Source organism: Diaphorobacter oryzae DSM 22780 (assembly GCF_059568935.1).
This window is the reverse complement of the sequence record NZ_JCANUL010000001.1, coordinates 106,236-131,007: the sequence shown is the minus strand read 5'-3', so window position 1 is coordinate 131,007 and position 24,772 is coordinate 106,236. Positions and strand designations below refer to the sequence as shown.

General features: G+C 69.8%; 21 protein-coding genes and 1 riboswitch. Of the genes, 3 read left to right on the top strand and 18 right to left on the bottom strand.

From position 1 onward, the window contains the following. Nucleotides 1-15 precede the first annotated feature (15 nt). Nucleotides 16-795 (bottom strand): energy-coupling factor ABC transporter ATP-binding protein, encoded by a 780-nt coding sequence (locus tag BP68_RS00635; protein ID WP_496368037.1) that lies wholly within the window; start codon nt 793-795, stop codon nt 16-18. Nucleotides 796-1,209: 414 nt separating this feature from the next. Here BP68_RS00635 and BP68_RS00630 point away from each other — a divergent pair, with 414 nt between their 5' ends. Then, nucleotides 1,210-2,418, top strand: a complete 1,209-nt coding sequence (locus BP68_RS00630) for an MFS transporter (RefSeq protein WP_496368035.1) — start codon at nt 1,210-1,212, stop codon at nt 2,416-2,418. Between the two features lie 54 nt (nt 2,419-2,472). Here the strand turns inward: BP68_RS00630 and BP68_RS00625 are convergent, their stop codons facing one another. Next, entirely contained in the window at nt 2,473-3,528 is a 1,056-nt protein-coding gene (locus tag BP68_RS00625; protein ID WP_496368033.1) for an ABC transporter substrate-binding protein, read from the bottom strand. 289 nt (nt 3,529-3,817) lie between these two features. On the opposite strand from BP68_RS00625, the gene BP68_RS00620 reads away from it, so the two are divergent. Further along, nucleotides 3,818-4,291 (top strand): YhbY family RNA-binding protein, encoded by a 474-nt coding sequence (locus tag BP68_RS00620; RefSeq protein WP_496368031.1) that lies wholly within the window; start codon nt 3,818-3,820, stop codon nt 4,289-4,291. 4 nt (nt 4,292-4,295) lie between these two features. Further along, entirely contained in the window at nt 4,296-5,066 is a 771-nt protein-coding gene (locus tag BP68_RS00615; protein ID WP_496368029.1) for a glycosyltransferase, read from the top strand. 21 nt (nt 5,067-5,087) lie between these two features. On the opposite strand, the gene kdoO is transcribed toward BP68_RS00615, so the two are convergent. The 16 genes from kdoO to BP68_RS00535 form a co-directional block, all read right to left on the bottom strand. Then, the gene (kdoO, locus tag BP68_RS00610) at nt 5,088-5,978 is read right to left on the bottom strand and encodes a Kdo hydroxylase KdoO (protein ID WP_496368027.1); all 891 of its coding nucleotides are present in this window, start codon (nt 5,976-5,978) and stop codon (nt 5,088-5,090) included. 36 nt (nt 5,979-6,014) lie between these two features. Beyond that, on the bottom strand, nt 6,015-6,434 hold the full coding sequence (locus tag BP68_RS00605) for a DUF4149 domain-containing protein (protein ID WP_496368025.1): 420 nt from the start codon (nt 6,432-6,434) through the stop codon (nt 6,015-6,017). A 13-nt stretch (nt 6,435-6,447) separates the two neighbouring features. After that, nucleotides 6,448-6,924, bottom strand: a complete 477-nt coding sequence (gene greA / locus BP68_RS00600) for a transcription elongation factor GreA (protein WP_496368023.1) — start codon at nt 6,922-6,924, stop codon at nt 6,448-6,450. Nucleotides 6,925-7,050: 126 nt separating this feature from the next. Continuing rightward, nucleotides 7,051-10,299: a carbamoyl-phosphate synthase large subunit gene (gene carB / locus BP68_RS00595; protein WP_496368021.1), complete on the bottom strand. Its 3,249-nt coding sequence runs from the start codon at nt 10,297-10,299 to the stop codon at nt 7,051-7,053. Between the two features lie 10 nt (nt 10,300-10,309). After that, nucleotides 10,310-10,711 carry a hypothetical protein gene (locus BP68_RS00590; RefSeq protein WP_496368019.1) on the bottom strand — a complete coding sequence of 134 codons (402 nt, stop codon included), beginning with the start codon at nt 10,709-10,711 and terminating at the stop codon, nt 10,310-10,312. Nucleotides 10,712-10,731: 20 nt separating this feature from the next. Further along, the gene (gene carA / locus BP68_RS00585) at nt 10,732-11,904 is read right to left on the bottom strand and encodes a glutamine-hydrolyzing carbamoyl-phosphate synthase small subunit (RefSeq protein ID WP_496368017.1); all 1,173 of its coding nucleotides are present in this window, start codon (nt 11,902-11,904) and stop codon (nt 10,732-10,734) included. A gap of 260 nt (nt 11,905-12,164) precedes the next feature. Beyond that, nucleotides 12,165-12,734 carry a cob(I)yrinic acid a,c-diamide adenosyltransferase gene (gene cobO / locus BP68_RS00580; RefSeq protein ID WP_496368015.1) on the bottom strand — a complete coding sequence of 190 codons (570 nt, stop codon included), beginning with the start codon at nt 12,732-12,734 and terminating at the stop codon, nt 12,165-12,167. A 27-nt stretch (nt 12,735-12,761) separates the two neighbouring features. Further along, a complete protein-coding gene (gene cobN / locus BP68_RS00575; RefSeq protein ID WP_496368013.1) occupies nt 12,762-16,952 on the bottom strand; it encodes a cobaltochelatase subunit CobN in 4,191 nt (1,396 codons plus the stop codon). Beyond that, nucleotides 16,949-17,308, bottom strand: a complete 360-nt coding sequence (locus BP68_RS00570) for a DUF2149 domain-containing protein (RefSeq protein WP_496368011.1) — start codon at nt 17,306-17,308, stop codon at nt 16,949-16,951. Before BP68_RS00570 ends, cobN begins: the two co-directional genes overlap by 4 nt. Further along, nucleotides 17,305-17,775, bottom strand: a complete 471-nt coding sequence (locus BP68_RS00565) for a hypothetical protein (RefSeq protein WP_496368009.1) — start codon at nt 17,773-17,775, stop codon at nt 17,305-17,307. Before BP68_RS00565 ends, BP68_RS00570 begins: the two co-directional genes overlap by 4 nt. Nucleotides 17,776-17,847: 72 nt before the next feature. Next, nucleotides 17,848-18,630: an ABC transporter ATP-binding protein gene (locus BP68_RS00560; protein WP_496368007.1), complete on the bottom strand. Its 783-nt coding sequence runs from the start codon at nt 18,628-18,630 to the stop codon at nt 17,848-17,850. Continuing rightward, nucleotides 18,627-19,685 carry a FecCD family ABC transporter permease gene (locus BP68_RS00555; protein WP_496368005.1) on the bottom strand — a complete coding sequence of 353 codons (1,059 nt, stop codon included), beginning with the start codon at nt 19,683-19,685 and terminating at the stop codon, nt 18,627-18,629. The genes BP68_RS00560 and BP68_RS00555 overlap by 4 nt, the downstream gene beginning before the upstream one ends. Further along, entirely contained in the window at nt 19,682-20,560 is an 879-nt protein-coding gene (locus BP68_RS00550; RefSeq protein ID WP_496368003.1) for an ABC transporter substrate-binding protein, read from the bottom strand. Before BP68_RS00550 ends, BP68_RS00555 begins: the two co-directional genes overlap by 4 nt. Continuing rightward, nucleotides 20,557-21,156, bottom strand: a complete 600-nt coding sequence (locus BP68_RS00545; RefSeq protein ID WP_496368001.1) for a bifunctional adenosylcobinamide kinase/adenosylcobinamide-phosphate guanylyltransferase — start codon at nt 21,154-21,156, stop codon at nt 20,557-20,559. The genes BP68_RS00550 and BP68_RS00545 overlap by 4 nt, the downstream gene beginning before the upstream one ends. Further along, on the bottom strand, nt 21,153-22,511 hold the full coding sequence (locus BP68_RS00540; protein ID WP_496367999.1) for a cobyrinic acid a,c-diamide synthase CobB: 1,359 nt from the start codon (nt 22,509-22,511) through the stop codon (nt 21,153-21,155). Before BP68_RS00540 ends, BP68_RS00545 begins: the two co-directional genes overlap by 4 nt. 22 nt (nt 22,512-22,533) lie before the next feature. After that, on the bottom strand, nt 22,534-24,414 hold the full coding sequence (locus BP68_RS00535) for a TonB-dependent receptor domain-containing protein (protein WP_496367997.1): 1,881 nt from the start codon (nt 24,412-24,414) through the stop codon (nt 22,534-22,536). An 83-nt stretch (nt 24,415-24,497) separates the two neighbouring features. Continuing rightward, a riboswitch (cobalamin riboswitch) is annotated at nt 24,498-24,741 on the bottom strand. Nucleotides 24,742-24,772 lie beyond the last annotated feature (31 nt).

Genomic DNA, 24,772 nt, shown 5'->3' with positions numbered 1-24,772 from the left:
GCTTCGGCCCTCGCTTCAGGCCGCCCGCGCTGTGCGCATGCCGGCACGCCCGGCGCGGGCCTGGTGCACCTCGTGCGCGACGCTAGCCTCGTAGGCGGCGCACACCTCGCGCCCCGGCCCATCGGCACGCACGCACCCGCCGTCCAGCCAAATCACCCGCGGATAGTCGCGCACATGGTCCAGCACATGGGTGGACACCAGCACCTGCCGGTCGCAGGCCTCAATGTCGTCGGACAGCCGCGCCTGGCCCGGCAGGTCCAGGCTGGCGTAGGGTTCGTCCAGCAACAGCGTACGCGGCCCGGCCAGCAGCAGGGCCAGCCAGCAGACCTGCTGGCGCTGACCCTGGCTCAACGATGCCACGGCACGCACGGCCCAGTCCGCCAGCCCGCGCTCGGCCAGAAAGGCCCGGGCGCGCGCCAGCGCCTCGCGCCGGGACAGGCCCTGGGGCTGCAGGCCCAGCGCCAGCTCTTCCTCCACCGTGGGAAAGATGATCTGGTCGTCCGGGTTCTGGAACATCATGCCCGCGCGCTGGGCGCGCAGCTGCCCGTGCGGCAGTGCATGCAGATCCTGGCCCTGCGAAAGCACCTGGCCGGCGTCCGGCACCTCCAGGGCGCACAGCAGCCGCAGCAGGCTGGTCTTGCCCGCACCGTTGTGGCCGATCAGTCCAATGCGCGGCTGTGCCAGCGCCAGGTTCAGGCCGGCAAACACCTGCGTGATGCCGCGGCGCAGATGCACCTGCCGCAGCTCCAGCAAGGGCACGGCGGTGGAAACGGTGGCGCAAGGGGACAGGGTCATCCGGCGAGCAAAAGAAACGGTGGGGCCGGAAACCGTCATTGCCATGAACCGTCCCGGCAGAGAAATGACCACCCGTGGTGGCCATGCGATGCGCAAATTCTAACCACCAAAAAATCTGCCATCACACGCCAAAAATACCTCTTTTACATTTAACTCCATTCATTTTTCACCCAAAACCAGATGCCATCAGCATGCATTTGACAGCAAAGATATCGGCGGATCGGTGCAATTGACAGGCATCTACTGCAACGAACAATAAATGGCCGCCTTCTTGTGCACATTTGCCGTCTTTGCCACCAAAAGTACGGCGCAGCAATCTTCAGAAGACACCTGCGGCCGAGCACACCCAGGGAAGCACGCACAATACGGGCCGTGCGCGAACTCGCCGCCTCCCCCGTCCGCCCCCCAAATTCCATGACCACATCCGACACCCCCGCGCAGGAGCGCCGCAATCTGGGCCTGCTGGTGGCCGCCCAGTCACTGGGCGGCGCATCGCCCCCGATCATCATTTCGCTGGGGGGGCTGGTGGGGCAGATGCTGTCGAGCTCGCCCACGGCCTCCACCCTGCCCGTGAGCCTGTACCAGCTGGGCCTGGCGCTGTCCACGCTGCCCGTGGCCTGGCTCATGCACCGCGCCGGGCGGCGCACGGCCTATGCACTCGGTGCCGTGATGGGCGCGTTGTCGGGACTCGTCGCAGCCTGGGGCATTGCCCAGTCGGACTTCGTGCTGTTCTGCCTGGGCACAGCCCTGGCGGGCTTCTACGGGGCCTGCGTGCAGAGCTATCGCTTCGCTGCCATCGATGCCGTGGGTGAGCCCGCGCGGCACGCCGGCGCCATCTCGCGCGTGATGGTGGGCGGGCTGATCGCCGCCATCATCGGCCCGCAGGTGGTGATCTGGACGCGCGACAGCCTGCCCATGACCCCGTTCGCCGGCAGCTTCTACAGCCAGGCCGCCCTGGCCCTGCTGGCTTTGCCCCTGCTGCTGGCGCTGCGCCTGCCGCCCGCACCGCCCAAGGCCGCCACGCACGGCGCACGGCCGCTGTCCGAGATCGCCCGCACGCCGCAGTTCATCGTGGCGGCCACGGCGGGCGTGGTGAGCTACGGCCTGATGGCCTTTCTCATGACCGCCGCCCCGATGGCCATGGTGGGCTGCGGCCACAGCGTGGGCGAGGCGGCGCTGGGCATCCAGTGGCATGTGCTGGCCATGTTCGCACCCAGCTTTTTCACCGGGCGGTTGATCGCGCGCTTTGGCAAGCGCACCATCACCGGCCTGGGCCTGGTGCTGATCGCGGCCTCGGGCGCGCTGGCGCTCATGGGGCTGGCGCTCACACATTTCTGGGGGGCGCTGGTGCTGCTGGGAGTGGGCTGGAACTTCGGCTTCATCGGCGCCACCGCCCTACTCACCGAGTGCTACCGCCCGTCCGAGCGCGCCAAGGTGCAGGCGCTGAACGATTTTCTGGTGTTCGGCACCGTGGCCCTGGCCTCGTTCGGCTCGGGCCAGCTGCTGCACAGCGTGGGCTGGAGCGGCATCAACGCCGGTATGCTGCCCATGGTGGCGGCCGTACTGGGACTGCTGCTCTGGCAAGGCGTACGGCAACACCGCCATGCACACGCACAGCCCTGAGCGGGCACCCTCCGCCGCACCCAGGACGACCAGGCGGTCGACCTCCCCCTGGCGTCAGAGCTGAAACTTCAGCTTGGACTTGCGCACCCAGTCGTTGCTGAAGGTCTTGTCCAGCTCCACCCGGGCCGGCGCAAACTCGGGCTGCAGCCGTGCCACCGCGCGCAAGGCCGTGGTGGGTCCGTCGTCGGGCATCAGTCCGTCGGGCGACCAGGTCTCGCGCACCTTGTGGAAGGCCGCCATGTAGGCGCTGCGATCGCCGAGCAGATGGGCTGCCGGCACCACACGCGCCAGATCGGCAGGGCTGGCCGTCTGCAGCCACTTGAGGGCATGCACCATGGCATGGACCAGGGCCTGCACCTCGCCCTGACGGTGCTGCACGAACGCTTGCGGCGCATACAGGCAGGCGCCCGGCATGGTGCCGCCAAAGATGTCGGACGAGCCCTTGAGCGTGCGCGTATCGGCCAGCAGGCGCACCTCACCGCGCTGCTCCAGCAAGGTGATGACAGGGTCGGCATGGCACAGCGCGTGGACCCGCCCCTGGCGCAGGGCCGAAACGGCCGAGCTGCCCGACCCCACACCCACGAAGCGGACCTCGTTGAGCGGCACGCCCGCCTGACTCAGCCACAGGCTGGCCAGAAACTGCGTAGAAGACCCCGGCGCCGTCACGCCCACGCGCAGCCCCTTGAAACCGGCAACGCTTTTGAGCGGCCAGTTGCGCACCGAAGCCGCCAGCGCCAGCTGCGGCGCGCGCCCCAGCAGCGCCAGGCTGCGGTGCATCACCCCCCGCGGCTGCTGGCGCACGACGTGGTCATAGGCGCCGCAGCACAGGTCGGCCTTGAGATCATGAACCGCCTGCAGCGCCGGCGCACCGCCCGGATAGTCCACGACCTCCACGTCCAGCCCTTCTTCGCGGAAGAAGCCCAGCCCCACCGCCACGGTCAGCGGCAGGTAGTACAGCACCGACTGCCCTCCCACGGCGATGCGCACCGGAGCGGCCGACCCCAGGCGCGACTGCGCCCGCAGCACGGCGGGCCCGGCCAGGCAAGCCGAAGCGGCGGACAGCGCGCAGAACTGGCCCAGCTGGCGGCGTGTGATGGACAGGGATGGCATTCTTGAGAGCAACGGACATACTGCATGTTGCAGCGCAACAATCGTGCCCGATGCCCTTGAAGACAGCATCGGGGGGAACCCTTCAGGAGGACTACGTACAAGGCCGCGCGGCCGGATGGCAGGGGCATTCCATCCCCTGCCACACCAGCGCTGAAATCGGCGAGGGCGGGATTGTGCCAGCCCCGGCGCCCGCGCGCCGCTCCCCGGCGGGGGAATCGCCAGGTGAATTCCCACTCACGCCCGGCGCAAGGCATGCCTTGCCCTACCAGGTCATTGAGATAATACGGACATGCCCCAAATTCAATTGACGCCCGCCGAGCGCCGGGAACACCGCGCCAACGCCCACCACCTGGACCCCGTGGTCCTGATCGGGGGGGACGGCCTCACGGCCGCCGTCCAGAAAGAGGTCGATGCCGCGCTGAATGCCCACGGCCTCATCAAGGTGCGGGTGTTCAGCGACGACCGCACGGCGCGCGAGCAGATGTACCAGCAGCTTGCCGATGCGCTGAATGCCGCCCCCATCCAGCACATCGGCAAGCTGCTCGTGCTGTGGCGCCCCATACCGGAGAAGGAAAAGACCATCGACGAGGACCGCAAGCCCGGCCCGCGCGATGTGAAGGTGCTCAAGTTCAGCAAACGCGGCGGCCAGCGCCCCGAGGTCAAGCAGCTGCGCGTGCTGGGCAACCAGCGCCTGACGCCCGGCGGCCAGATCAAGCGCGCCAAGCCCAAGCAGAAGTCGGTGAAGAAGCGCCAGGCCGACTGACCTCATGAGCGCACCACAGCCCCCAGAGGCGCGCCAGCGCCACATCCTGTGCATGAAATGGGGCACGAAGTACAGCCCCGAGTACGTCAACCGCCTCTACGCCATGGTGCGCCGCCACTTGAGCGGCGACTTCAATTTCGTCTGCCTCACCGACGACGCCACCGGCATCCACCCCGAGGTGCAGTGCCTGCCCATCCCGGCGCTGAACCTGCACCTGGCCCCGGGCCAGCGCGATGGCGCCTGGAAGAAGCTCACCACCTTCGAGGCCGATCTGCACGGACTGCGCGGCACCGCCCTCTTCCTGGACGTGGACGTGGTGATCGTGGGCTCGCTCGATGGTTTCTTCGAGCAGCCCGGCGAGTTCCTGATCATCCACGACTACCCGCGCTTCTGGCGCTTCGGCCAGCGGGTCACGGGCAACTCCTCGGTCTACCGCTTCGAGCTGGGGGCGCATGCCGACGTGCTGGCCCATTTCCGTGCGCACATGGACGAGGTGCAGGCCCGGCACCGCAACGAGCAGTCCTTCCTGTCGCAGTTCCTGCACGCGCAGGGCAAGCTCTCCTACTGGCCCGCCGCCTGGTGCCCCAGCTTCAAGTACCACGGCATCCCCAGCTGGCCCAGCAACTACTGGCGCGAGCCCTTTGTGCCGGAGGGCGCGCGCATCATGATCTTCCATGGCGAGTGCAACCCGCCCGATGCGCTGGCGGGCCGCCGCAACAAGCGCTTTCACTTCATCCGGCCGGCGCGCTGGGTGGAGCGCCACTGGCACGAGTGAGGCCGCCGCCCGCCGGCGACCTCAGGCGGGCGCCGCTTCCACGCCGTAGAGGGGCCGACCCATCAGCCGCGTGAGGATCGCCAACGGGCTGGCGCCCGGGTCGTACGCATGGCCTGGCGGCAGGTGCAAGGTCTGCTCCAGCATGTACTGGCCCGACATCACCGCGTGCGAGGCCTGGTCCGAAAAGCACACCCACACCGAGCCCGCAGGAAACGGCACCGTCTCCTGCGGGCCGTGCTGCTGGTAATCCTGGTCGCGCTTCATGCCGTCGTGCAGCTGCAGCATCAGGTGGTCGTACTCGGTGCGAAAGGACTTGGTCACGCCTAGCTTCTCCAGCAGCCTGGCCTGCCAGGCCACGTAGGGCCTGGCCCTGGGCAGGAACTTGCGGGCCACCGTCTCGAAGGGCTCGCCCACCCGCCACACGCGGGGAACGCCGTCGGGGTTGATGTTGGCGAACACGCGCAGAATGCGCTCGCCATGGTTAGGGCGGGATGGGAAGGCGTCCACATGCAGCCGCCGGTCATCGGCCCGCCATGACTGCTGGCGGGTCTCCACCTGCATGGGCCGAAAGCTCGTCAAACCGAGGCGCAGCGCCGGCGAGTAGTGGGGCAGCAGCGCCCCGATCAGGTTCAGCGCATGCGCCCGAAAGCGCGTGACCATGGCCAGCAGCGCGGCCTGCGTGGGCCCATCGCCCACGGCGCCCTTGAGCTGCCCGTTGGCATCCAGGCTGATGTTGCGCGCTCCGGGATCGAGGATATCGGGCCGCAGCAGCGCGCGCTCCGGGGGCGGCAACGCAAAGCCGAGATGCGGGAAAAGCAGTACCTTGCCGGCCTCCAGCCCTGCGCGCCAGGCGTCGTTGTCCGTCACGGCCCGCCATTCGCAGGAGGAAATCCGAATGATCTGGGGTTCCATGATCCGTCAGCTCCCGGGGCCCTTGCTGCGCCCCCTTCAAGTGGCGGGTTGCTTACCCGCCGTTATCCACAAAGTGACCCCTGCACACAGCCACTGCACCAGGTACATGCCGCTGCCCACGGTGTGCCACAGGCGCAGATTGTCGCGCGCCACGATGCGCGGCGCCACTCCGTACTGCACCAGCAGCGCCAGCAGCAGGCCCAGGATCACAAAAATCATAGCTGCTCGCGCCCATTCCTCCTGGTGTTCAGCGTGTTTTCTCTTTGAAATCACCAGCAGGAAAGCGCAACATGCTATGGAAATATAAGTCTGCGCCTCGAACAAGCGGGCCGCCATGTGGCCCGCCATGGCCGGCGTGGGCAGGTGCGCAAACAGCATCGGCACGGCCACGAAGCCGATGGCCGACAGGCTGCCCCACCACAGGGCGGCGGCCAGCACGGGCAGGCGTTCGCGCATGGCGTGCGGCCCTTCAGATGTAGCTGACGGCCACCACCTCGTAGCGCCGCACACCGCCCGGTGCCTGCACTTCCGCGGTGTCGCCCTCTTCTTTGCCGATCAGGGCGCGGGCGATCGGGCTGGAGACATTGATCAGGCCATGCTTGAGGTCGGCCTCGTCCTCGCCCACGATCTGGTATTTGACGGCATCGCCCGTGTCCTCGTCCTCCAGCTCCACGGTGGCGCCGAAGACCACGCGGCCCCCCGCGTCCAGCGCCGTGGGATCGATGATCTGGGCGGCCGATAGCTTGCCCTCGATCTCCAGGATGCGGCCCTCGATGAAGCCCTGGCGGTCCTTGGCCGCCTCGTACTCTGCGTTCTCGCTCAGGTCGCCCTGGGCGCGCGCCTCGGCGATGGCATTGATCACCGATGGGCGCTCCACGGTCTTGAGCCGGTGCAGCTCTGCCTTCAGTTTCTCGGCGCCTCGCTTGGTGATGGGAATGGTGGCCATGGGTCAGTCTCCAGATTCCAGATACAAAAAGCAAACCGCCGCGCGTTGCCGCGCGGCGGTCTCATGTCAGTGGCGAATTATGCCGCGTTTGCCGCGGCCGTCATCCGCCAAAACCGCTCACGCCACTCAGGCAGCGGCCAGACGCGCGTGCAGTTCCTGCACCGAATACACGTCCAGGTTGTCCAGGTGCTTCATGCCTTCCACTGCCGCCTCGGCGCCGAAGATGGTCGTGAAGGTGGTCACGCGCGCCAGCAGCGAGCTGGTGCGGATGGCACGCGAGTCGGCGATGGCGTTGCGGCGCTCCTCCACCGTGTTGATGACCATGGCGATCTCGTCGTTCTTGATCATGTCCACGATGTGCGGGCGGCCTTCGGTCACCTTGTTAACCACCTGCACCGGCACGCCGGCGGCCTCGATGGCCGCGGCCGTTCCCTTGGTAGCCAGCAGCTCGAAGCCCATGGCCGCCAGGTCGCGGGCAATCGCCACCGCGCGCTGCTTGTCGGCGTTCTTCACGGTGAGGAACACCTTGCCCGAGCGCGGCAGGCGCGTACCCGCACCCAGTTGGCTCTTGACGAAGGCCTCGCCAAAGGTCTTGCCCACGCCCATGACTTCGCCGGTGGACTTCATCTCGGGGCCGAGGATGGTGTCCACACCGGGGAACTTCACGAACGGGAACACGGCCTCCTTCACGCTGAAGTACGGCGGCGTGACTTCCTGGGTCACGCCCTGCTGGGCCAGCGTCTGGCCGGCCATGCAGCGCGCGGCCACCTTGGCCAGTTGGATGCCGGTGGCCTTGGAGACGAAGGGCACGGTGCGCGAGGCACGCGGATTCACCTCCAGCACGTAGATCACGTCGCCGCCGTCCGTCTCCTGGATGGCGAACTGCACGTTCATCAGGCCCACCACGCCCAGCGCATTGGCCATGGCGGCGGTCTGGCGCTTGATCTCGGCCACGGTCTCGGCCTTGAGGTAGTACGGCGGCAGCGAGCACGCCGAGTCGCCCGAGTGCACGCCGGCCTGCTCGATGTGCTCCATCACGCCGCCGATGAACACGGCGCCGGCCTGGTCGCGCACGCAGTCCACGTCGCATTCGATGGCGTTGGACAGGAAGTGGTCCAACAGCACCGGCGAGTCGTTGCTCACCTTCACGGCCTCGCGCATGTAGCGCTCCAGGTCGCGCTGCTCATGCACGATTTCCATGGCGCGGCCGCCCAGCACGTAGGACGGGCGCACGACGAGCGGGTAGCCCAGGCCGGCGGCCTTCTCCAGCGCCTCGGACTCGGTACGGGCCGTGGCGTTGGGCGGCTGGCGCAGGCCCAGGTCGTGCAGCAGCTTCTGGAAGCGCTCGCGGTCCTCGGCGGCATCGATCATGTCGGGCGTGGTGCCGATGATCGGCACGCCTTCTGCCTCCAGGCCCAGGGCGAGCTTGAGCGGCGTCTGGCCGCCGTACTGCACGATCACGCCGACCGGCTTTTCCTTGTCCACGATCTCCAGCACGTCTTCCAGCGTCACGGGCTCGAAGTACAGGCGGTCGGAGGTGTCGTAGTCGGTGGAGACGGTCTCGGGATTGCAGTTGACCATGATGGTCTCGTAGCCGTCCTCGCGCATGGCGAGCGCGGCGTGCACGCAGCAGTAGTCGAACTCGATGCCCTGGCCGATGCGGTTCGGGCCACCGCCCAGCACCATGATCTTCTTCTTGTCCGACGGCTCGGCCTCGCACTCGTCCTCGTAGGTCGAGTACATGTAGGCGGTATTGGTCGCGAACTCGGCCGCGCAGGTGTCCACGCGCTTGTACACCGGGCGCACATGGAGCGCGCGGCGCGCATCGCGCACGGCCTTCTCGCCGGTCTTGAGCAGCTTGGCCAGGCGGCGATCGGAAAAGCCCTTCTTCTTGAGCGCGCGCAGCGTGTCGGCGTCGATGGCCGCCAGGGCGCCCTCGCCCTTCTCGGCCGTGAGCTGGTCGAGTTCGAGCTCGATCTTCACGATCTCCTCGATCTGCACCAGGAACCACTTGTCGATCTTGGTGAGGTCATGCACCTCGTCCACCGACAGGCCCATGGCGAACGCGTCGCCCACGTACCAGATGCGCTCGGGGCCGGGCTCGCCCAGCTCCTTCTCCAACACCTCGCGGTCCTGGGTCTTTTCGTTCATGCCGTCCACGCCCACTTCCAGGCCGCGCAGGGCCTTCTGGAAGGACTCCTGGAAGGTGCGGCCCATGGCCATGACCTCGCCCACGGACTTCATCTGCGTGGTCAGGCGGCTGTCGGCCGTGGGGAACTTCTCGAACGCAAAGCGCGGGATCTTGGTGACCACGTAGTCGATTGAGGGCTCGAACGACGCTGGCGTGGCGCCGCCGGTGATCTCGTTCTTGAGCTCGTCCAGCGTGTAGCCCACGGCCAGCTTGGCCGCGACCTTGGCGATCGGGAAGCCCGTGGCCTTGGAGGCCAGCGCCGACGAACGCGACACGCGCGGGTTCATCTCGATCACGATCATGCGGCCGTCCTTCGGGTTCACCGAGAACTGCACGTTGGAGCCACCCGTGTCCACGCCGATCTCGCGCAGCACCGCCAGGCTGGCGTTGCGCATGATCTGGTATTCCTTGTCGGTCAGCGTCTGCGCGGGGGCCACGGTGATCGAGTCGCCCGTGTGCACGCCCATGGGGTCGAGGTTCTCGATGGAGCAGATGATGATGCAGTTGTCCGCCTTGTCGCGGACCACTTCCATCTCGTACTCCTTCCAGCCCAGCAGCGACTCTTCGATCAGCAGCTCGTTGGTGGGCGAGGCCTCCAGGCCGCGCTTGCAGATGGTCTCGAACTCTTCCGGGTTGTAGGCAATGCCGCCGCCCGTGCCGCCCAGCGTGAAGCTGGGGCGGATCACGGTGGGAAAGCCCACGGCCTTCTGCACGGCCCAGGCTTCGTCCATGCTATGGGCGATGCCGGAGCGCGCGGAGCCCAGACCGATCTTGGTCATGGCGTCCTTGAACTTCAGGCGGTCCTCGGCCTTGTCGATGGCCTCGGGCGTGGCACCGATCAGCTCGACCTTGTACTTGTCGAGCACGCCGTTGCGCCACAGGTCCAGCGCGCAGTTCAGCGCGGTCTGGCCGCCCATGGTGGGCAGGATGGCGTCGGGGCGCTCCTTGGCGATGATCTTCTCGACCGTCTGCCAGGTGATGGGCTCGATGTAGGTGACGTCGGCCGTGGCCGGGTCGGTCATGATCGTCGCGGGGTTGCTGTTGATCAGGATGACCTTGTAGCCCTCCTCGCGCAGCGCCTTGCAGGCCTGCACGCCCGAGTAATCGAACTCGCAGGCCTGGCCGATGATGATCGGGCCGGCGCCGATGATGAGGATGCTTTTGATGTCTGTGCGTTTTGGCATGGTGTATCTGTCAATCGGTCGCTGAGACGGAAGTCTGCGCGGCGCTGGCCGCCGCGGGGCGCCGGGTACTGAGCCTGTCCAGCAGTGCCTGGGCGCGTCCGGCGGGCAGGTTCTTCTGCATCAGCTGCAGCAGGCCGTCGCCATGCACCAGGGGGCGCAGCACCTCGGCCTCGGCCTCGTAGAACGTCACGTCCCACTCCTGCATGGCCTCGGCGAAGGTGGCATCGTCCCAGGTCTTGCCCTTGGCGATCAGCGTGACCAGGGGCATGGCCTTGTTCTCAACGAAGGCCTTCTTGTAGGGCTTTTGCTGCCAGCGCTCGGTGAACCATTCGCGGTGTGGCGAAGCCAGCGTGAGCACGCGCTTGTGGATCGCCTTTTCGAGTGCCGCGGCCGGAAAGCTGAAGAGTTTCATTGCGCCAGACTTCCTTGAAACTACTTGGACTGGGCGGCCTGCATCAGCGCCGCGAAGCGGTCGAACAGGTACGCGATGTCATGCGGCCCGGGCGATGCCTCCGGGTGGCCCTGGAAGCAGAACGCAGGCTTGTCCTTGTGTTCCAGGCCCTGCAGCGTGCCGTCGAACAGACTGATGTGCGTGGCGCGCAACGTGGCGGGCAGCGTCTCCATGTCTACCGCAAAGCCGTGGTTCTGGCTGGTGATGCTCACGCGGCCGCTGTCCAGGTCCTTCACGGGATGGTTGGCGCCATGGTGGCTGTTGTCCATCTTGAAGGTCTTGGCACCGCTGGCAAGGGCCATGATCTGGTGTCCCAGGCAGATGCCGAAGGTCGGTACACCGCTGTCGATGATCTGCTGAACGGCTGCAATCGCATAGTCGCAGGCGGCCGGATCGCCGGGGCCGTTGGACAGGAACACGCCATCGGGGTTCATGGCCAGCACCTCGGCGGCCGGGGTCTGCGCCGGCACCACGGTGAGCTTGCAGCCACGCTCGGCCAGCATGCGCAGGATGTTCTGCTTCACGCCGAAGTCATAGGCCACCACGTGAAAGCGCGGCGCGGTCTGCGTTCCATAGCCCGAGCCCAGCACCCATTCGGTCTGGTCCCAGGTGTAGGTGGTGGGCGTGGTCACGACCTTGGCCAGGTCCAGGCCGTTCATGCTGGGGGCGGCCTTGGCAGCGGCCACGGCTGCGTCAATGCGCGCCTGCGTCACCACCTCGCCCGCGGCCAGGCCGACGATGACGCCGTTTTGCGCGCCCTTGGTGCGCAGCAGGCGGGTGAGCTTGCGGGTGTCGATGTTGGCGATGGCCACCGTCTTCTCGCGCACGAGGTACTCGGACAGAGTCTCTGTCTTGCGAAAGTTGCTGGCCAGCAGGGGCAGGTCCTTGATGACGAGGCCTGCGGCATGGACCTTGTCGGCCTCGATATCCTCACCGTTGACGCCGTAGTTGCCGATATGCGGATACGTCAGGGTGACGATCTGCTGGCAGTAGCTGGGGTCGGTGAGGATTTCCTGGTAACCGGTGATGGCGGTGTTGAACACCACCTCGCCGACTGCGGTGCCCGTGGCACCGATCGAGTTGCCGATAAAGACCGTGCCGTCTGCAAGCGCCAAAATGGCGGGCGGGAAAGTTCCCTTGAGAGACAAAAGCACTGGGTTCTCCGAATGGTTACGGGTCGCCCGGGAGCCCGCAGGACGACACATCCTGGGACTGCTGCTAGTTGAAGATTGCTTTGGATGCGGCCGGGCGACTTTTTTGCGGGAAAGCCCCCAATTGTAGCGCGAGAGTCACATCGTCACACCGACTGGAGCCCCATTGCCCGACACATTCCGACGTGCATCCGGGCCTCGGGCGACCCGCCACAGGCCGCGCCCATCGGCGCTGCGGCCCGCGGCGGCGCCCGGCCGCCGGCTCAGTCCTCGATGCCGCGCTGGGCCGGCACGCCGGCCTTGAAGGCGTGCTTGATGAGCCGCATTTCGGTCACCGTGTCGGCGATTTCGATGATCTCCTCGGGGCAGCGGCGACCCGTGAGGCACACATGCACGTCGCGCGGGCGGTTCCTGAGCGTCTCCAGCACGCCTTCGAGCGGCAGCCAGCCGTAGATCAGCGGGTAGGTGATCTCGTCGAGCACCACCAGGAAATGCTCGCCCGAGAGGATGGCGGCACGCGCCTTCTCCCAGCCGTCGCGCGCCAACTGGGCCGAATGCTCCAGGTCCCTGCTCTTCCAGCTGAAGCCGTCGCCCAGCCCTTCGACGGGCAGGCCAATCTGCTCGAACATGCGGTGCTCGCCGAAGCGCGCCGTGGGCACCTTCATGAACTGGTACACCTTCACGGCCTTGCCCCGGCCGTGGGCGCGCAGCGCCAGGCCAAAGGCCGCCGTGCTCTTGCCCTTGCCGTCGCCGGTGTTGACGATGATGAGGCCGCGGCGCTCGCCCTCGGGCTTTTCGTAGCGCTTCTCGGTCGGTGGGGTTTCGATCTGCATGGGATTCCTTGCGATAGGGGTCGGGGTTCAAGCGGGCCGCGGCGGTGCGCCCAGCGCCTGACGCGCCGCGCCCGCAGCCATGACCAGGGCCATGAGCAGCAGTGCGATGGCACGCGACATGCGTTCCAGCACGGTAGGGTCCGCCATGGGGGTATCGGGCTGGCGCTCCAGCAGCACGCCCTGCAGCGGCGCACTGGGCTGCGCCGCGGCCTCGGGCACCGGGGGTGCGGGCGGCGGCGCAGCCCGGTCGAGCGCGGCGGCGGCCAGGCCCGCCAGGGCCTGGGGGTGCGCGGGCTCGCCCCCCTTCTGCGCCCAGCGGCGTACCGAATTCAGTTCATTGGCGAGTGGCGCGGCCTGGGTCAGCTCGCGGTACAGGCCGGCCAGTTGGGCGCGCGTGGCGGCATCGGCCTGCCAGTAGCCCTGCTGCTGCGCCTGCACCAGGCGCTCCAGCGCCTGGGCGTAGGCCTGGGGGTGCTCGCGCAGCCACGCCGGCACGCCCAGCTGGTGCTTGTCCTGCACCAGCACGTCGTAAAAACTTTGCCAATGGTCGCTGCGCACCGTGCCGGGCTCGACCGACTGCCAGCCCCAGGCGAACTGCACGGCCTTGAGCACCTGCAGCGTGCCGGCGTAGCCCTCGGCCTGCTGCGCCTGCAGCCAGCCGGGGTGCAGGTAGCGCGACTGCATCTCCAGCGCAATGGCGCGCTGCGCGCTCTCGGTCGTGGCCTCGCCCACATCCTGCAGCTGGCTCACATGCAGCTCCAGCCCGTCTTTGCGGCCCGCCGCGCGCGCCGCCGCCGAGAGGCCGCCCAGGTACTGGAACGGATCGTCCGAGCTGGCCATGGCGTACAGGTGCGAGCTGCGCGACATCAGCGCCGCATCGGTGCGGCGCAGGTGGGCCGACAAGGCGCGCACCGCCGCCCCGTCGGACGCACCGGCCTGCGTGCCGGCCAGCGGCGAGCCATCCAGGTACGGCTGGCTCATGCGCTGCAAGAACATCTCGCCCAGGCGCGCGTCCTGCGCGCGCAGCCCATCGGACTGCACGGCATTCGCCAGGCCCGTGCCGTAGTCGCCCGCCGCATTGCCAAACGCCCGCACACGCGCCAGCTGCGCCGCCTGCGCGCGCGGCACGCCGGCACGGCGCAGCTCGGCGCCGACCTCCTCGGTGTGGCGCGCCACGGCGTTGCCGGGCTCGGCTACGGCGGCCCCTTCCACGGCCCGGTCGATCAGCGCCATCAGGGCCGGGAACTGGTCGCGGTACGAGCCCGTGATGGACAGCAGCACATCCACCCGAGGGCGGCCCAGCTGGTTCGCCGGGATGGCCTCCACACGCACCGGGCGGCCAGAGGCATCCCACACCGGACGCATGCCCAGGGCCACCAGGGCCTGGGCCTCCATCACCCCCTGGTGGCGCAGTGTTTCGCCGGCCCACAGCGACAGCGCCAGGCGCGCGGGGGCGCGGCCGCCGTGGCGTGCGCTGTAGTCGGCAAACCAGTCCTTGAACAGCTGCTGCGCCACGGCATAGGCCTGGCGGGTGGGCAGGCGGCTCGGGTCCAACCCGGTGAGGTTGCGGCCCGTGGGCAGGCTCTCGGGGTTGCGGATGGGGTCGCCCCCATAGGCCGCAGGCAGGTAGCGCCCCGCCAACGCCGCCAGCAGGCCGGGTATTTCGCCCTCGGTGGCCAGCAGGCGCTCCAGCTCCTGGGCGCGCTCGGCCAGCGCCAACAGCGCCGGGGTGTCGATGGGTTGGCGCGCGGCGCGGTTGGGCACAAAGTCTTCGGCGCGCACCAGCGCCCCGCCCTGTGCAGCGGCACCGGGCCCATCAGGCTTGTCGGGCAGCGGGGGGCGCAAGTCCAGCCGGCTCGCGGCCTCGGCGTCTTGCAGCGCCACCTCCAGCCAGCGCGCGGGACGGGCGGCGGCCACGGCGTCGTAGCGGATGAGAAAGGCTTCGTCGATGTCTTCGCCCAAGGCGTCGATCAAGGGCTTGCGCAGGGCCTGCAAGATGGTCTGCTGGCGTTGCGCGGGCGGCGGCACCCGGCCGAACACGGCCAGTCCTTTGGGCTGCGAGCTTTGCGCCAGTTGGTCCAGGTAAGGGTGCAGGATGTCCAGAAAGCCGGCAAAGTCCGCCGCAATGCGCTCGGCGCTCCAGCCCAGGTCGCGGTGCAGCTGGTGCTCGACAAAGTGCGCCACCAGCTGCCGCTCCAGTGCGCGGCGCGTGGGGCCTTCGTCCACGGTTTCCCACTCGTGCATGACCTCGTGCATGTGGCCCATGCGCGCGTTGAAGCCTGCGGGCGACAGCGTGGGTGTGCGGTGGCTCACCAGCACGGCGCGCCCGCGCCGCTTGGCGGTGAGGGCCTCACCCAGGTTGTCCACGATGTAGGGGTAGACCACGGGCAGGTCGCCCAGGGGCAGCAGGGCGTCGTCGTGCACGTCCAGCGCGCGCGCCTTGCCGGGCGCCCATTCCTGGGTGCCGTGGGTGCCAAAGTGCACCAGCGCGTCGGCCTCGCGCTGCGCCCACAGGTACACGGCCAGGTAGTGGTGCGACAGCGGGGCTTTGCTCTTGTGCATGAACGGGTTCTGGCCCCGGTGCAGCGTTTCCTCGCGCGGCGGCTGGGGCAGCACGGCCAGGTGGCCTACCTGCAGGCGCGGCACCACGAACACGGGCGCGCCCTGCCAGTCCACCACGTAGCGGCTGCGCGCGGGCTCGCCCCAGTGCGCCAGCATGCGCCGCTGCACCTCGGCCGGCAGTTGGTCGAAATGGCGCTGGTACGCCGCCAGGGGCAGCGCAGCGGCCTGGCCCGAGGCCAGCAGCCCCCGCAGGTCGGCCCCTGGGTAGTAGGCGCCCAGCAAGGGCTGCAGCCCGCTGATCCACTGCGCCTCGGGCACCCGCTCGGTGCGGTAGCCGGCCTGCGCCAGCGCGCCGGACACCTCCTCCAGGCTGCGCGGCACGTTGAGGAACGAGGCGCCAAAGTTCGTGCCCCCCGGGGGGTAGTTGTAGACCATGGCCACCACGCGCTTGTCGGCGGCCGGCAGCGTTTGCAGCGTCACCAGGCGGCGCGCCTTGGCGGCCACGGCATCGGCCTGGCGCTCGATCAACTGGGGGCCCTCCCCCGGCTGGCCTGCGGCGCCGTGGGCCACGGCGAGCACGGGGTCAATGGCACCGGCCGCCTCGGGCTGCGCCAGATAAAACGGCACATCCGACAGGGCCAGACCCGTTGCGTTGCCCGCCCACGCGGCCTCGTCGCCCGCGCGGTAGGGCTGCGTGGCCAGCACGGGCACGCCCCAGCGCGCCAGCAGCGGCTGCAGCGCCGCGGCCTGGGGCACCAGCTGGTGCAGCACCAGCACGGCCGGGTGCGGGCGCCCTGCTCCGCCTGCGTCCTGGGTCGGCACTTCGAGCAGCGCCTGCAGCGACGCGGCGTTGAGCTGCTGGCCAAACACGGCATAGGCCGCCAGGCCCTGGCGCTCGAAGCGGCGCAGCCAGGCGTCGATCCAGGCCGTGCTGCCGTTGACGACATGGTGACGGTGCACCAGCAAGGCCACGGCGGGGCGGCCCGCCAGACCGGCCGGTGCGGCAGAGGCCGCACGCCAGGCATCGAACGCGGCAGCATCGGCCAGCAGGTCGGGGGCATCGGGGTGGTACAGGCCGCGCGCGGGCCAGGTCTGCGGCGGCGGCAAGGCGGGTGCGGGCTGCCCCACCACCACGGCCTGTGCCAGTTGCAGCGCATGGCCCAGGTTGCGCGTGCCCCCGGCCTGCAGGTACGCGGCCATGCGCGCACCCGCGGGCTGGGCCTGCCAGGCGGCCACATCGTCCACCCGGGGCTCGCCGGCGGGCACCCACACCAGGCGCTGCGGCGCCCTGCCCGACCAGGCCTGCAGCTGCGGGCCGACCAGCTGGCGCATGCGCGCCTCCACGCTGGCATGCGGCACATCCACCCAGACCATGGACGCGCCGCGCAGCGCCTGCTGCAGGGCGGCGGTCTGCGCCGAAGACAGCTCGGCCGGGCCGCCCAGCGGGTAGTCGATGTGCGCCAGCGACCACCCCTGGGCCTGGGCCCCCTGTGCCAGAGCGGCCGTGCGTGCGGCGGTAGTGATGTCAGAGGTGATCCACAGCAGGCGGGGGCTGGCCGGTGCGCCCTCCTGCGCCCGCGCCACGCTGCCCCACAGCACCGCCCACCCCAGCAGCACCATCCAGCCGGCCGTGCGCAGGCCGCGCAGCAGCGTCATGGCAGGCCCTGCGGGGCGGCGGGGGCAGATGCCGAAGCGGCCCCTTCCGGGATGTAGACGATGTTGCCGTCCTCCAGTTTGTAGGCCACGCCCGCGCGCACGCCCGCGCCCTGGGCAGCGCTGCCCGCACCCTTGTAGCGCACCTCGCGCCCTTGCTCGCGCACCACGATCTCCATGTCGGGCTTGCCAGGGTTGCGGATGATGGTCACGTCCTCGTGCGCCGTGGCCTGGCTGCGCACGGCCACCGCCGTGAGCAGCGCCACCACCAGCACCAGGAACACGTCCACCAGGTTCACGGCCGAGAGCATGGGATCGTCGTCGTCCTCGGCCAGGATGTTCACGTGCTGCAGGCTCATGCCGGCACCTGCGCGCGGCGCTTGCGTTCGGCCAGCAGTTCGGCCAGCAGCCAGCGGCGGCGCACCGAGTACACCACCAGCCCGACCGAGGCCGCCGCCAGCGCCAGCACCACGCCCGCAAAGGCGCCGCTGAACACGGCCAGCGCCTGCTGCCCCTGGCCCTGGGCTACGCTTTGCAGCGCCGGGCCCAGCGGCACCATGGTGGCGATCAGGCCCAGCATGGGGGCCAGGCGGCTGAGCAGGCGCACGGGCTCGATCTGGCGCACCAGCTGCAACTCCAGTTCCTCCATCGACAGCTCGGGCGCCACGCGCAGCGCGCGGTAGTGCGGCTGGCGCCAGCGCTGCCACGCCTCCATGAGCGTGGCCCCGCCCACCCACAGGGCATAGGCAAAGGCCAGCCCCACCAGCACCAGCACCGGCCACAGCAGCAACTGCGCGACCTGGGCAAAACCCGCTTCCAAATCCATTTCTGACTCCCTGAATGCCCCACACCGGCGCGGCGGCCGGATCCGGCGTTTGTCTGATTCGATCGAACGGCCCTAGCGGCCCATGCGCGGCAGCGCGACCCACATGCCATCGATGTGGCGCACATGGATGCGGTGGTCGAACACGCGCTCCAGCGCCGCGTGCGTGGCCGGGTCGCCGCAGGCGCCCTGGTGCACCACGCGGCCCCGGGCCATCACCACCAGGTCGTCGGCCTGCAGCGCGATCGATACCTCGTGCAGCACGCTGACCACGGTGCCACCGCCCGCCACCAGGCCGCGCACGGTGTGCAGCCAGTCGGTCTGGTGCGGCGGGTCGAGGTTGGCCAGCGGCTCGTCCATGAGCAGCACCGGCGCCTGCACGGCGAGCGCGCGCGCCAGCAGCACGCGCTGGCGCTCGCCGCCCGACAGCTCCGACAGCGGGCGATCGCGCCAGTCCCAGGCCTGCGTGGTGTGCAGCGCCTGGCGCACGGCGGCGTGGTCGGCGCTGCTCGCCGGCGCCATCCAGGCGCGGTGCGGCAAGCGGCCCAGCATGGCCACGTCGTAGGCGGGCAGGTCTTCGGCCGCAGCCTCGTTCTGGCCCAGCCAGGCCAACTGGCGCGCCCGCTCGCGCGCGGGAATGTCCATCAGCGGGCGGCCCAGCAGCTCCACCCGCCCCTGCACGCGCGCGTGGCGCAGCAGGCCCGCCAGGGCCTTGAGCAGCGTGGACTTGCCCGCGCCGTTGGGACCGACCACGCTGGTCCAGCGCCCCGCGGGCAGGTCGAGGTCGATGCCGTGCAATATGGAGACTTTTCCGATGCCGGCGCTTATCTGGCAAGCGCGAATAGCTATGCTTTTCATAGCGAACTACCCAGCGATCGGCGGTGCATCAGCCACAGGAGGTAGCTGCCGCCCAGTGCCGCGGTCAGCACGCCCACGGGCAGTTCCTGCGGCGCGATGACCCAGCGCGCCAGGATGTCGGCCGCCAGCAGCAGCACCGCCCCCATGAGGCTGGACAGCCACACATGCCACTGGTGCGTGACCCGCGCCATCGACCGCACCAGGTGCGGCGCCGCCAGGCCCACGAAGGCGATCAACCCCGTGTGCGCCACGGCCGTGCCCGTGGCCAGCGCCATGGCCAGCACCAGGCCAGCGCGCATGGGCAAGAGCGGCAGGCCCAGGCTGGCGGCCGTGGCCTCGCCCAGCATCAGCCCGTCGAGCAGGCGCGACAGCGCCCAGGCCGCACCCGCGCACAGCGCCCAGGCCGCGGCCATGAGCAGACAGGCCTGCCAGCCCACGAAGGCCGAGCTGCCCATGGTGAACACCTGCATGGCCTCCAGGATGTTGGGCTTGGCCACCTGGATCAGATCGCGCGCGGCGCTGAGCACCACGCCCACGATCACGCCCGCCAGCAGCAGCCGCAGCGTGTGCTGCACGCCGCGCGCCAGCACCAGCGTGAGCAGCACGGCCCCGGCCGCGCCGACGAAGGCCATGCCAGTCACGCCCAGGCGCGCCAGCCAGCTCGCCGTGCTGGGCGAGACACCCAGCATGGCCATGGCCACGGCGCCGCCCAGCGCCGCGCCCGATGCGCTGCCCAGCAGGTACGGGTCGGCCAGCGGGTTGCGAAACAGCCCCTGCGCCACCGAGCCCGCCAGCCCCAGCAGCGCCCCCGCCAGCCAGGCGCCCAGCGTGCGCGGCAGGCGGATGTCCCACACGATCTGCCGCGCCAGCGGGTCGCCCGCCATGTTCAGCACGCTGTCGAAACCGGTGCTGCCCACGCTGGCCCCCATGAGCAGCAGCACGGCGCTGGCCAGCAGCAGCGACACGCCAAGCCAGCGCGCGCGGCGCCCGCCCGCGTCGTGGTGCAGGGGCGCGGCCACGGCCGCAGTGGCGGCGGGCGGTGCGTGCGCGCTCATGGAAATTTCTCCGTCAGGCAGCCGGCCATGATGCGCGCGGCCTCGGCCATGCGGGGGCCGGGGCGCACCACCACGTCCGACTGGTCGGGGCCGAAGTCGCACATGCGCCCCTCCTTCACGGCCGCCATGTTCTGCCAGCCAGGGTACAGCACCATGGGCTGCATGCTGCGGTTGGCCACCATGATGACGTCGGGCTGCGCGCGCATCACGAACTCGGGGTTCAGGCGCGGAAACGGGCCCAGCTGTGCCGGCACCACGTTGCGCACGCCCAGGCGGGCCAGGGTCTCGCCGATGAACGAGGTCGCGCCCGCCGCATAGGGGCCGCGGCTGACCTCGAAGTACACGCGCACGCCGCGCGCCCGGGGCGGCAGCGACTGCGCGGCGGCCTGCACGGCCGCGTCGATCACACGCCACACGCGCTCCGCGCCCTGGTCGGCGGGCACGGCGAACAGCACGCCCAGCACGCCCAGCACGCGGCGCACATCCGCATGGGTCTTGGGCTCCAGCGCCACGACCTTCACGCCCAGGGCCTCCAGCCGGTCGCTCACGCGGCTGCTGACGGACAGCAGCACCACGTCGGGCCGCAGGGCGACGACGGCCTCGATGTTCGGGTCCAGCCCGCCGCCCACCTGCGGCAGGCGGCGCACGGATGCGGGCCAGTTGGAATAGCGGTCCACACCCACCAGGCGCTCGCAGCGCTGCAGCTCGCACACGCTTTCGGTGAGCGAGGGCAGCAGGCTCACCACGCGCTGCGGCGGCTGGCCGAACTGCAGCACTCGGCCGCGGTCGTCGGTGATGGTGATGGCCTGGGCCGCGTGGATGCCCGCCAGCAGGCAGATGGCCAGCAGCAGGCGGACATGGCGCGGCAGTGTCATGGCGCGTCCTTCAGGGTGAGCGGCAGGCCCGCCGCCATCAGCGTGACGCGCCGGCAGGCGGCCGCCGCGCGCTGGTTGAGCCCGCCTAGCGCGTCCACGAAGGCGCGCACCTCGCGCCCCAGGGGAATCACGCCCAGGCCGATCTCGTTGCCCACCAGCACCACGGGGCCGGGGGCGTGGGCGATCGCTTCAAAAAAGTGAGCTGCCTGCGCTTGCCACATGAGCGCTTGAGGCATATTTGACTCAAAACCCGGTGGCGTGGCGGGCATCAGCCAGTTGGTCAGCCACAGCGTGAGGCAGTCCACCACGATGAGGGTGTGCGGTGCGCCGTGGCGCACCAGCGCGGCTGCCAGGTCGCGCGGCTCTTCGACGGTCTGCAGGCCGGGCACGCGCTCGGCCCGCTCGCGCTGGTGGCGGGCGATGCGCACGCGCATCTCGTCGTCCCAGGGCTCGCCCGTGGCCACGAGCAGCGCGCGGTGCCCGGGCGATGCCGCCAGCCACTGGCGCGCCAGCAGCTCGGCGCGGCGCGACTTGCCGCTCTTTTGCCCGCCCAGGATGAGTTCGCTGCGGGCGATGGTTGCCTCGGCCCCGCTCATGCCGCCGCCTCCCCGCCCAGCAGCCGCGCCACCGCCCGCGGGCTGGAGGCGAACCAGGCGTGGAAATAGCTGGCGTGGATGCTGCCGTGGCGGTACACGGCCTCGCCCTCGTCCGGCGCACCGGCGTGCGCGGGGCGCAGTGCCCGCGCGCAGATGGCGGCCGGGCTGGCGGTGGTGGAATAGTGAAAAGTGTGGCCGCGCAGCTCGTCCGGGCCCAGGCGCAGCGCGCGCGGCCCCAGCGCGGCCAGCCGCCGCTGCATGGTGGCCCGCCCGGGCAGCAGGCCCCACAGGGGCACGGTGCGGCCGTCGGCCAGGGTGATGGCCTCCAGCAGCGCCATCATGCCGCCGCATTCCGCCCACACGGGCCGGCCCGCGGCCACATGGGTCTGCAGGCAGGCGCGCAGGGCGGTGTTGGCGGCCAGCGCGTCGGCGTGCAGCTCGGGATAGCCGCCGGGCAGCCACAGCGCGTCGCACTCGGGCAGCGCATCCCCGCGCAGCGGCGAAAAGCGCACCACGCGCGCGCCCATGGCGCGCAGGGTGTCGAGGTTGGCCTCGTAGATGAAGCAGAAGGCCGCGTCCGCCGCCACGGCTACCGTGCGGCCGGCCAGCAGCGGCGCGGGCGCGCCATCCGCCGCGCCGGCCGGACCGAAGTCCACCCCCCAGCGCTGCAGGTCGTCGGGCGCCATGCGGCCCAGGGGCGTGTCGGCCAGCGCGTCGGCCACGGCGTCCAGGCGCTGCAGGGCGTCGGGCAGCTCGTGCGCCGCCACCAGTCCCAGGTGGCGCTCGGGCAGGAGGCCACCAGGCTCCCCCTTGCCCGCAGCGCCGCCCGTGACCCGCGGCAGCGCGCCCAGCCAGTCGGCCGGGTCGGCCAGGCCGTCGCGCAGCATCTGCGCATGGCGCTCGCCCGCCACGCGGTTGGCCAGCACGCCGGCCCATGGCAGGCCGGCGCGGTAGTGGCGCAGCCCATGGGCGATGGCGCCCAGCGTGCCACCCATGGCCGAGGCATCGACCACCGCGAGCACCGGTATGCCGAAGCGCTGCGCCAGGTCGCCCACGCTGTGCTCGCCGTCGAACAGGCCCATCACGCCCTCGATGAGCAGCAGGTCCGACTCGGCCGCGGCGGCCTGCAGGCGCCGCGTGCAGTCGGCCTCGCCCGTCATCCACAGGTCGAGCTGGTGCACGGGCGCGCCGCTGGCCAGCTGGTGCCAATGCGGGTCGAGGAAGTCGGGCCCGCACTTGAACACCCGCACGCGCCGCCCCTGGCGTGCATGCAGGCGCGCCAGCGCGGCGGTGACGGTGGTCTTGCCCTGCCCGGAGGCAGGCGCGGCGATGACCAGGGCGGGACAGCGGTTCATGGCACGTTTCCGGACGGCAGCGTTATTGCGGCGCCCACTTCAGGCCCACGTAGAACGTGCGGCCACCCGTGGCGTAGGTGCGTGCGGTCTGGTAGTCCTTGTCGGCCAGGTTGTCCACGCGGGCCAGCAGCGTCATGTCGCGGCCCAGGCGCTTGCTGGCGTAGAGGTTGAGCGTTGTGTAGCCGCCCAGCACGTTGGTGTTGGCGGCGTTGTCGTAGCGGCGGGCGGAGGCGTAGAGCTCGGCCCCCATGGTCCAGCCGGCAAGCATGGTGTCGGCGCCCAGCGTGGCGTAGCGCTTGGCGCGGCGCGCCAGCTGCTTGCCGCTGCCCAGGTCGCGCGGGTTCTGCCAGTCGATGGAGCCGCGCAGCGACACGCCGGCGATGCTATGCGCGGCCGACAGCGTCACGCCCTTGTATTCGGCGCGGCCCACGTTCTCGTAGCAGCCAAAGGTGGATTGGCACGCGCCTGCCGCACCGAAGTTGATGAGGTTTTCCACGCGGTTGCGGTAGGCCACCAGGCCGACGCTACTGGAGCCTGCGGTCCAGCGGGCGCCCAGTTCCACGTTGCGTCCCTTTTCGGGCTGGAGATCGGGCGAGCCGTACTCGCTGAAGCGGTGGTACAGCGTGGGCGCACGGAACGAGGTGCCGCCCGCTGCGGTAATGCGCCACTGCGGCGTGATGGCGTAGCCGTAGGACAGACTGCCCGTGCTCTTGCCGCCGAACTCGCTATCGTCGTCATAGCGCAGATTGGCCTGCAGCGCGTGCGGCCCGTGGTTCAGGCCATAGCCCAGGGCCAGGGCGTCTTGCGAGCGGTCGCGCTTGAGATCGGGAACGAAGGGCGTGGCGGGGTTGTGCAGTTCGTCCTCGCGGCGCTCCAGCGCGGCGGTGAACAAGTGCCCGCCCAGGCGCCATTCGTTTTGCAGCAGGTAGTTGCGCAGCGTGGTCTCGGTCATGTAGAAGTTCGGACGGGTGCTGTACTTGCTGTCCGACTGCGTGACCTGCAGGCGCGTGCTGTACACGTCGCTCCATTGAGCCAGCCACGCCAGGGCGCCGGTGCGCAGCTGGTGGCGGTTGCGGTCATCCGCATTCTTGCTGCCGTCATACTGCGAATGCAGGTTGCTGGCCAGCAGCGTGCCTTCGAGGCGCTGTTTCTGGTTGATTTGCAGGCCCAGCTTGGCATTGGCCGAGGTGCGGCGGTAGCCGTCGTCGTCGGGATTGGCCGTGGGGATGGGCCGGGCATTGAAGCCATCGGCACGCTCGTGCGACATACCCAGCGAGTAATCCACCAGGCCAGCCCCCCCGCTCACGCCCGCCTGCACGGTGCGCGTGCCCTGGTTGCCCAGGCCCACGCCCACATAGGGAGCCGGTGCGCCCTCGCCCTTCTTGGTGAAGAGCTGGATCACGCCCCCCATGGCGTCCGAGCCATACACGGCGGCGGCCGGGCCGCGCACGACCTCGATGCGGTCGATCTGCGACAGCGGGATCTGCTCCCAGACCACACCGCCCGTGGACTGCGAATCCAGGCGCACGCCGTCCAGGTACACGGCGGTGAAGCGCGATTCGGCACCGCGCAGGTACACGCTGCCGCTGCTGCCCTGGCCCCCGTTGCGCGAGATCTGCACGCCGGGCAGTCGGGAGAGCACATCGATCACCCCGGTAGCGCCGCTGGCCTCGATGGTGTCGCGGTCGATGATGGACACGTCGGACACCAGGTCGGCCAGCGGACGCGCCACACGCGTGGCGGTGACGACGGTTTCGCGCAGCTGGGGCTCGGTCGCGGCCTGCGCAAGCAAGGTCTGCGCCATGACGGGAAAGGCGGCGCCAAGCGCCAGGGGCAGCGCGGCCACGCGCACATACAAGGGAAGTGCGGCGGTGCGCACGTGGGTCGGACGGATCGTTGTCATTGTTGGACACGCAGGAGATATCGCCTCGGCCGACCTCCCCGTCGGCACATGGGCATCACTGCCCCGTGCGTTTCGATGAAACGCGCGGAGCCACCTCGTTGGCCGGTATCCGGGCTGGCGGAGCACCCTCCATAGCCTTCCCAAACGCTTGTTCAAGGCGCTCAGTGGCTCGTGAATGGAGAGGGAATCGACACGCGACTCATCCGCTGACCGTTGCGGGGGCAGCGCAGGCACAGGGCATGCTCCATGGCGGAGGGCCCCTCCCTGCTTCCCGTTGAACTGCGGCATGTGAACCACGCCGCGAGCACCAACCACGCAATTTTACGACTGTTCACACGCCGATCCCTACAATCGGCAG

Excerpts from the sequence above, each read along its gene's own strand:
- BP68_RS00635 (WP_496368037.1), bottom strand. The coding sequence starts at position 795 with ATGACCCTGTCCCCTTGCGCCACCGTTTCCACCGCCGTGCCCTTGCTG.
- BP68_RS00630 (WP_496368035.1), top strand. The coding sequence starts at position 1,210 with ATGACCACATCCGACACCCCCGCGCAGGAGCGCCGCAATCTGGGCCTG.
- BP68_RS00625 (WP_496368033.1), bottom strand. The coding sequence starts at position 3,528 with ATGCCATCCCTGTCCATCACACGCCGCCAGCTGGGCCAGTTCTGCGCG.
- BP68_RS00620 (WP_496368031.1), top strand. The coding sequence starts at position 3,818 with ATGCCCCAAATTCAATTGACGCCCGCCGAGCGCCGGGAACACCGCGCC.
- BP68_RS00615 (WP_496368029.1), top strand. The coding sequence starts at position 4,296 with ATGAGCGCACCACAGCCCCCAGAGGCGCGCCAGCGCCACATCCTGTGC.
- kdoO (WP_496368027.1), bottom strand. The coding sequence starts at position 5,978 with ATGGAACCCCAGATCATTCGGATTTCCTCCTGCGAATGGCGGGCCGTG.
- BP68_RS00605 (WP_496368025.1), bottom strand. The coding sequence starts at position 6,434 with ATGCGCGAACGCCTGCCCGTGCTGGCCGCCGCCCTGTGGTGGGGCAGC.
- greA (WP_496368023.1), bottom strand. The coding sequence starts at position 6,924 with ATGGCCACCATTCCCATCACCAAGCGAGGCGCCGAGAAACTGAAGGCA.
- carB (WP_496368021.1), bottom strand. The coding sequence starts at position 10,299 with ATGCCAAAACGCACAGACATCAAAAGCATCCTCATCATCGGCGCCGGC.
- BP68_RS00590 (WP_496368019.1), bottom strand. The coding sequence starts at position 10,711 with ATGAAACTCTTCAGCTTTCCGGCCGCGGCACTCGAAAAGGCGATCCAC.
- cobO (WP_496368015.1), bottom strand. The coding sequence starts at position 12,734 with ATGCAGATCGAAACCCCACCGACCGAGAAGCGCTACGAAAAGCCCGAG.
- cobN (WP_496368013.1), bottom strand. The coding sequence starts at position 16,952 with ATGACGCTGCTGCGCGGCCTGCGCACGGCCGGCTGGATGGTGCTGCTG.
- BP68_RS00570 (WP_496368011.1), bottom strand. The coding sequence starts at position 17,308 with ATGAGCCTGCAGCACGTGAACATCCTGGCCGAGGACGACGACGATCCC.
- BP68_RS00565 (WP_496368009.1), bottom strand. The coding sequence starts at position 17,775 with ATGGATTTGGAAGCGGGTTTTGCCCAGGTCGCGCAGTTGCTGCTGTGG.
- BP68_RS00560 (WP_496368007.1), bottom strand. The coding sequence starts at position 18,630 with ATGAAAAGCATAGCTATTCGCGCTTGCCAGATAAGCGCCGGCATCGGA.
- BP68_RS00555 (WP_496368005.1), bottom strand. The coding sequence starts at position 19,685 with ATGAGCGCGCACGCACCGCCCGCCGCCACTGCGGCCGTGGCCGCGCCC.
- BP68_RS00550 (WP_496368003.1), bottom strand. The coding sequence starts at position 20,560 with ATGACACTGCCGCGCCATGTCCGCCTGCTGCTGGCCATCTGCCTGCTG.
- BP68_RS00545 (WP_496368001.1), bottom strand. The coding sequence starts at position 21,156 with ATGAGCGGGGCCGAGGCAACCATCGCCCGCAGCGAACTCATCCTGGGC.
- BP68_RS00540 (WP_496367999.1), bottom strand. The coding sequence starts at position 22,511 with ATGAACCGCTGTCCCGCCCTGGTCATCGCCGCGCCTGCCTCCGGGCAG.
- BP68_RS00535 (WP_496367997.1), bottom strand. The coding sequence starts at position 24,414 with ATGACAACGATCCGTCCGACCCACGTGCGCACCGCCGCACTTCCCTTG.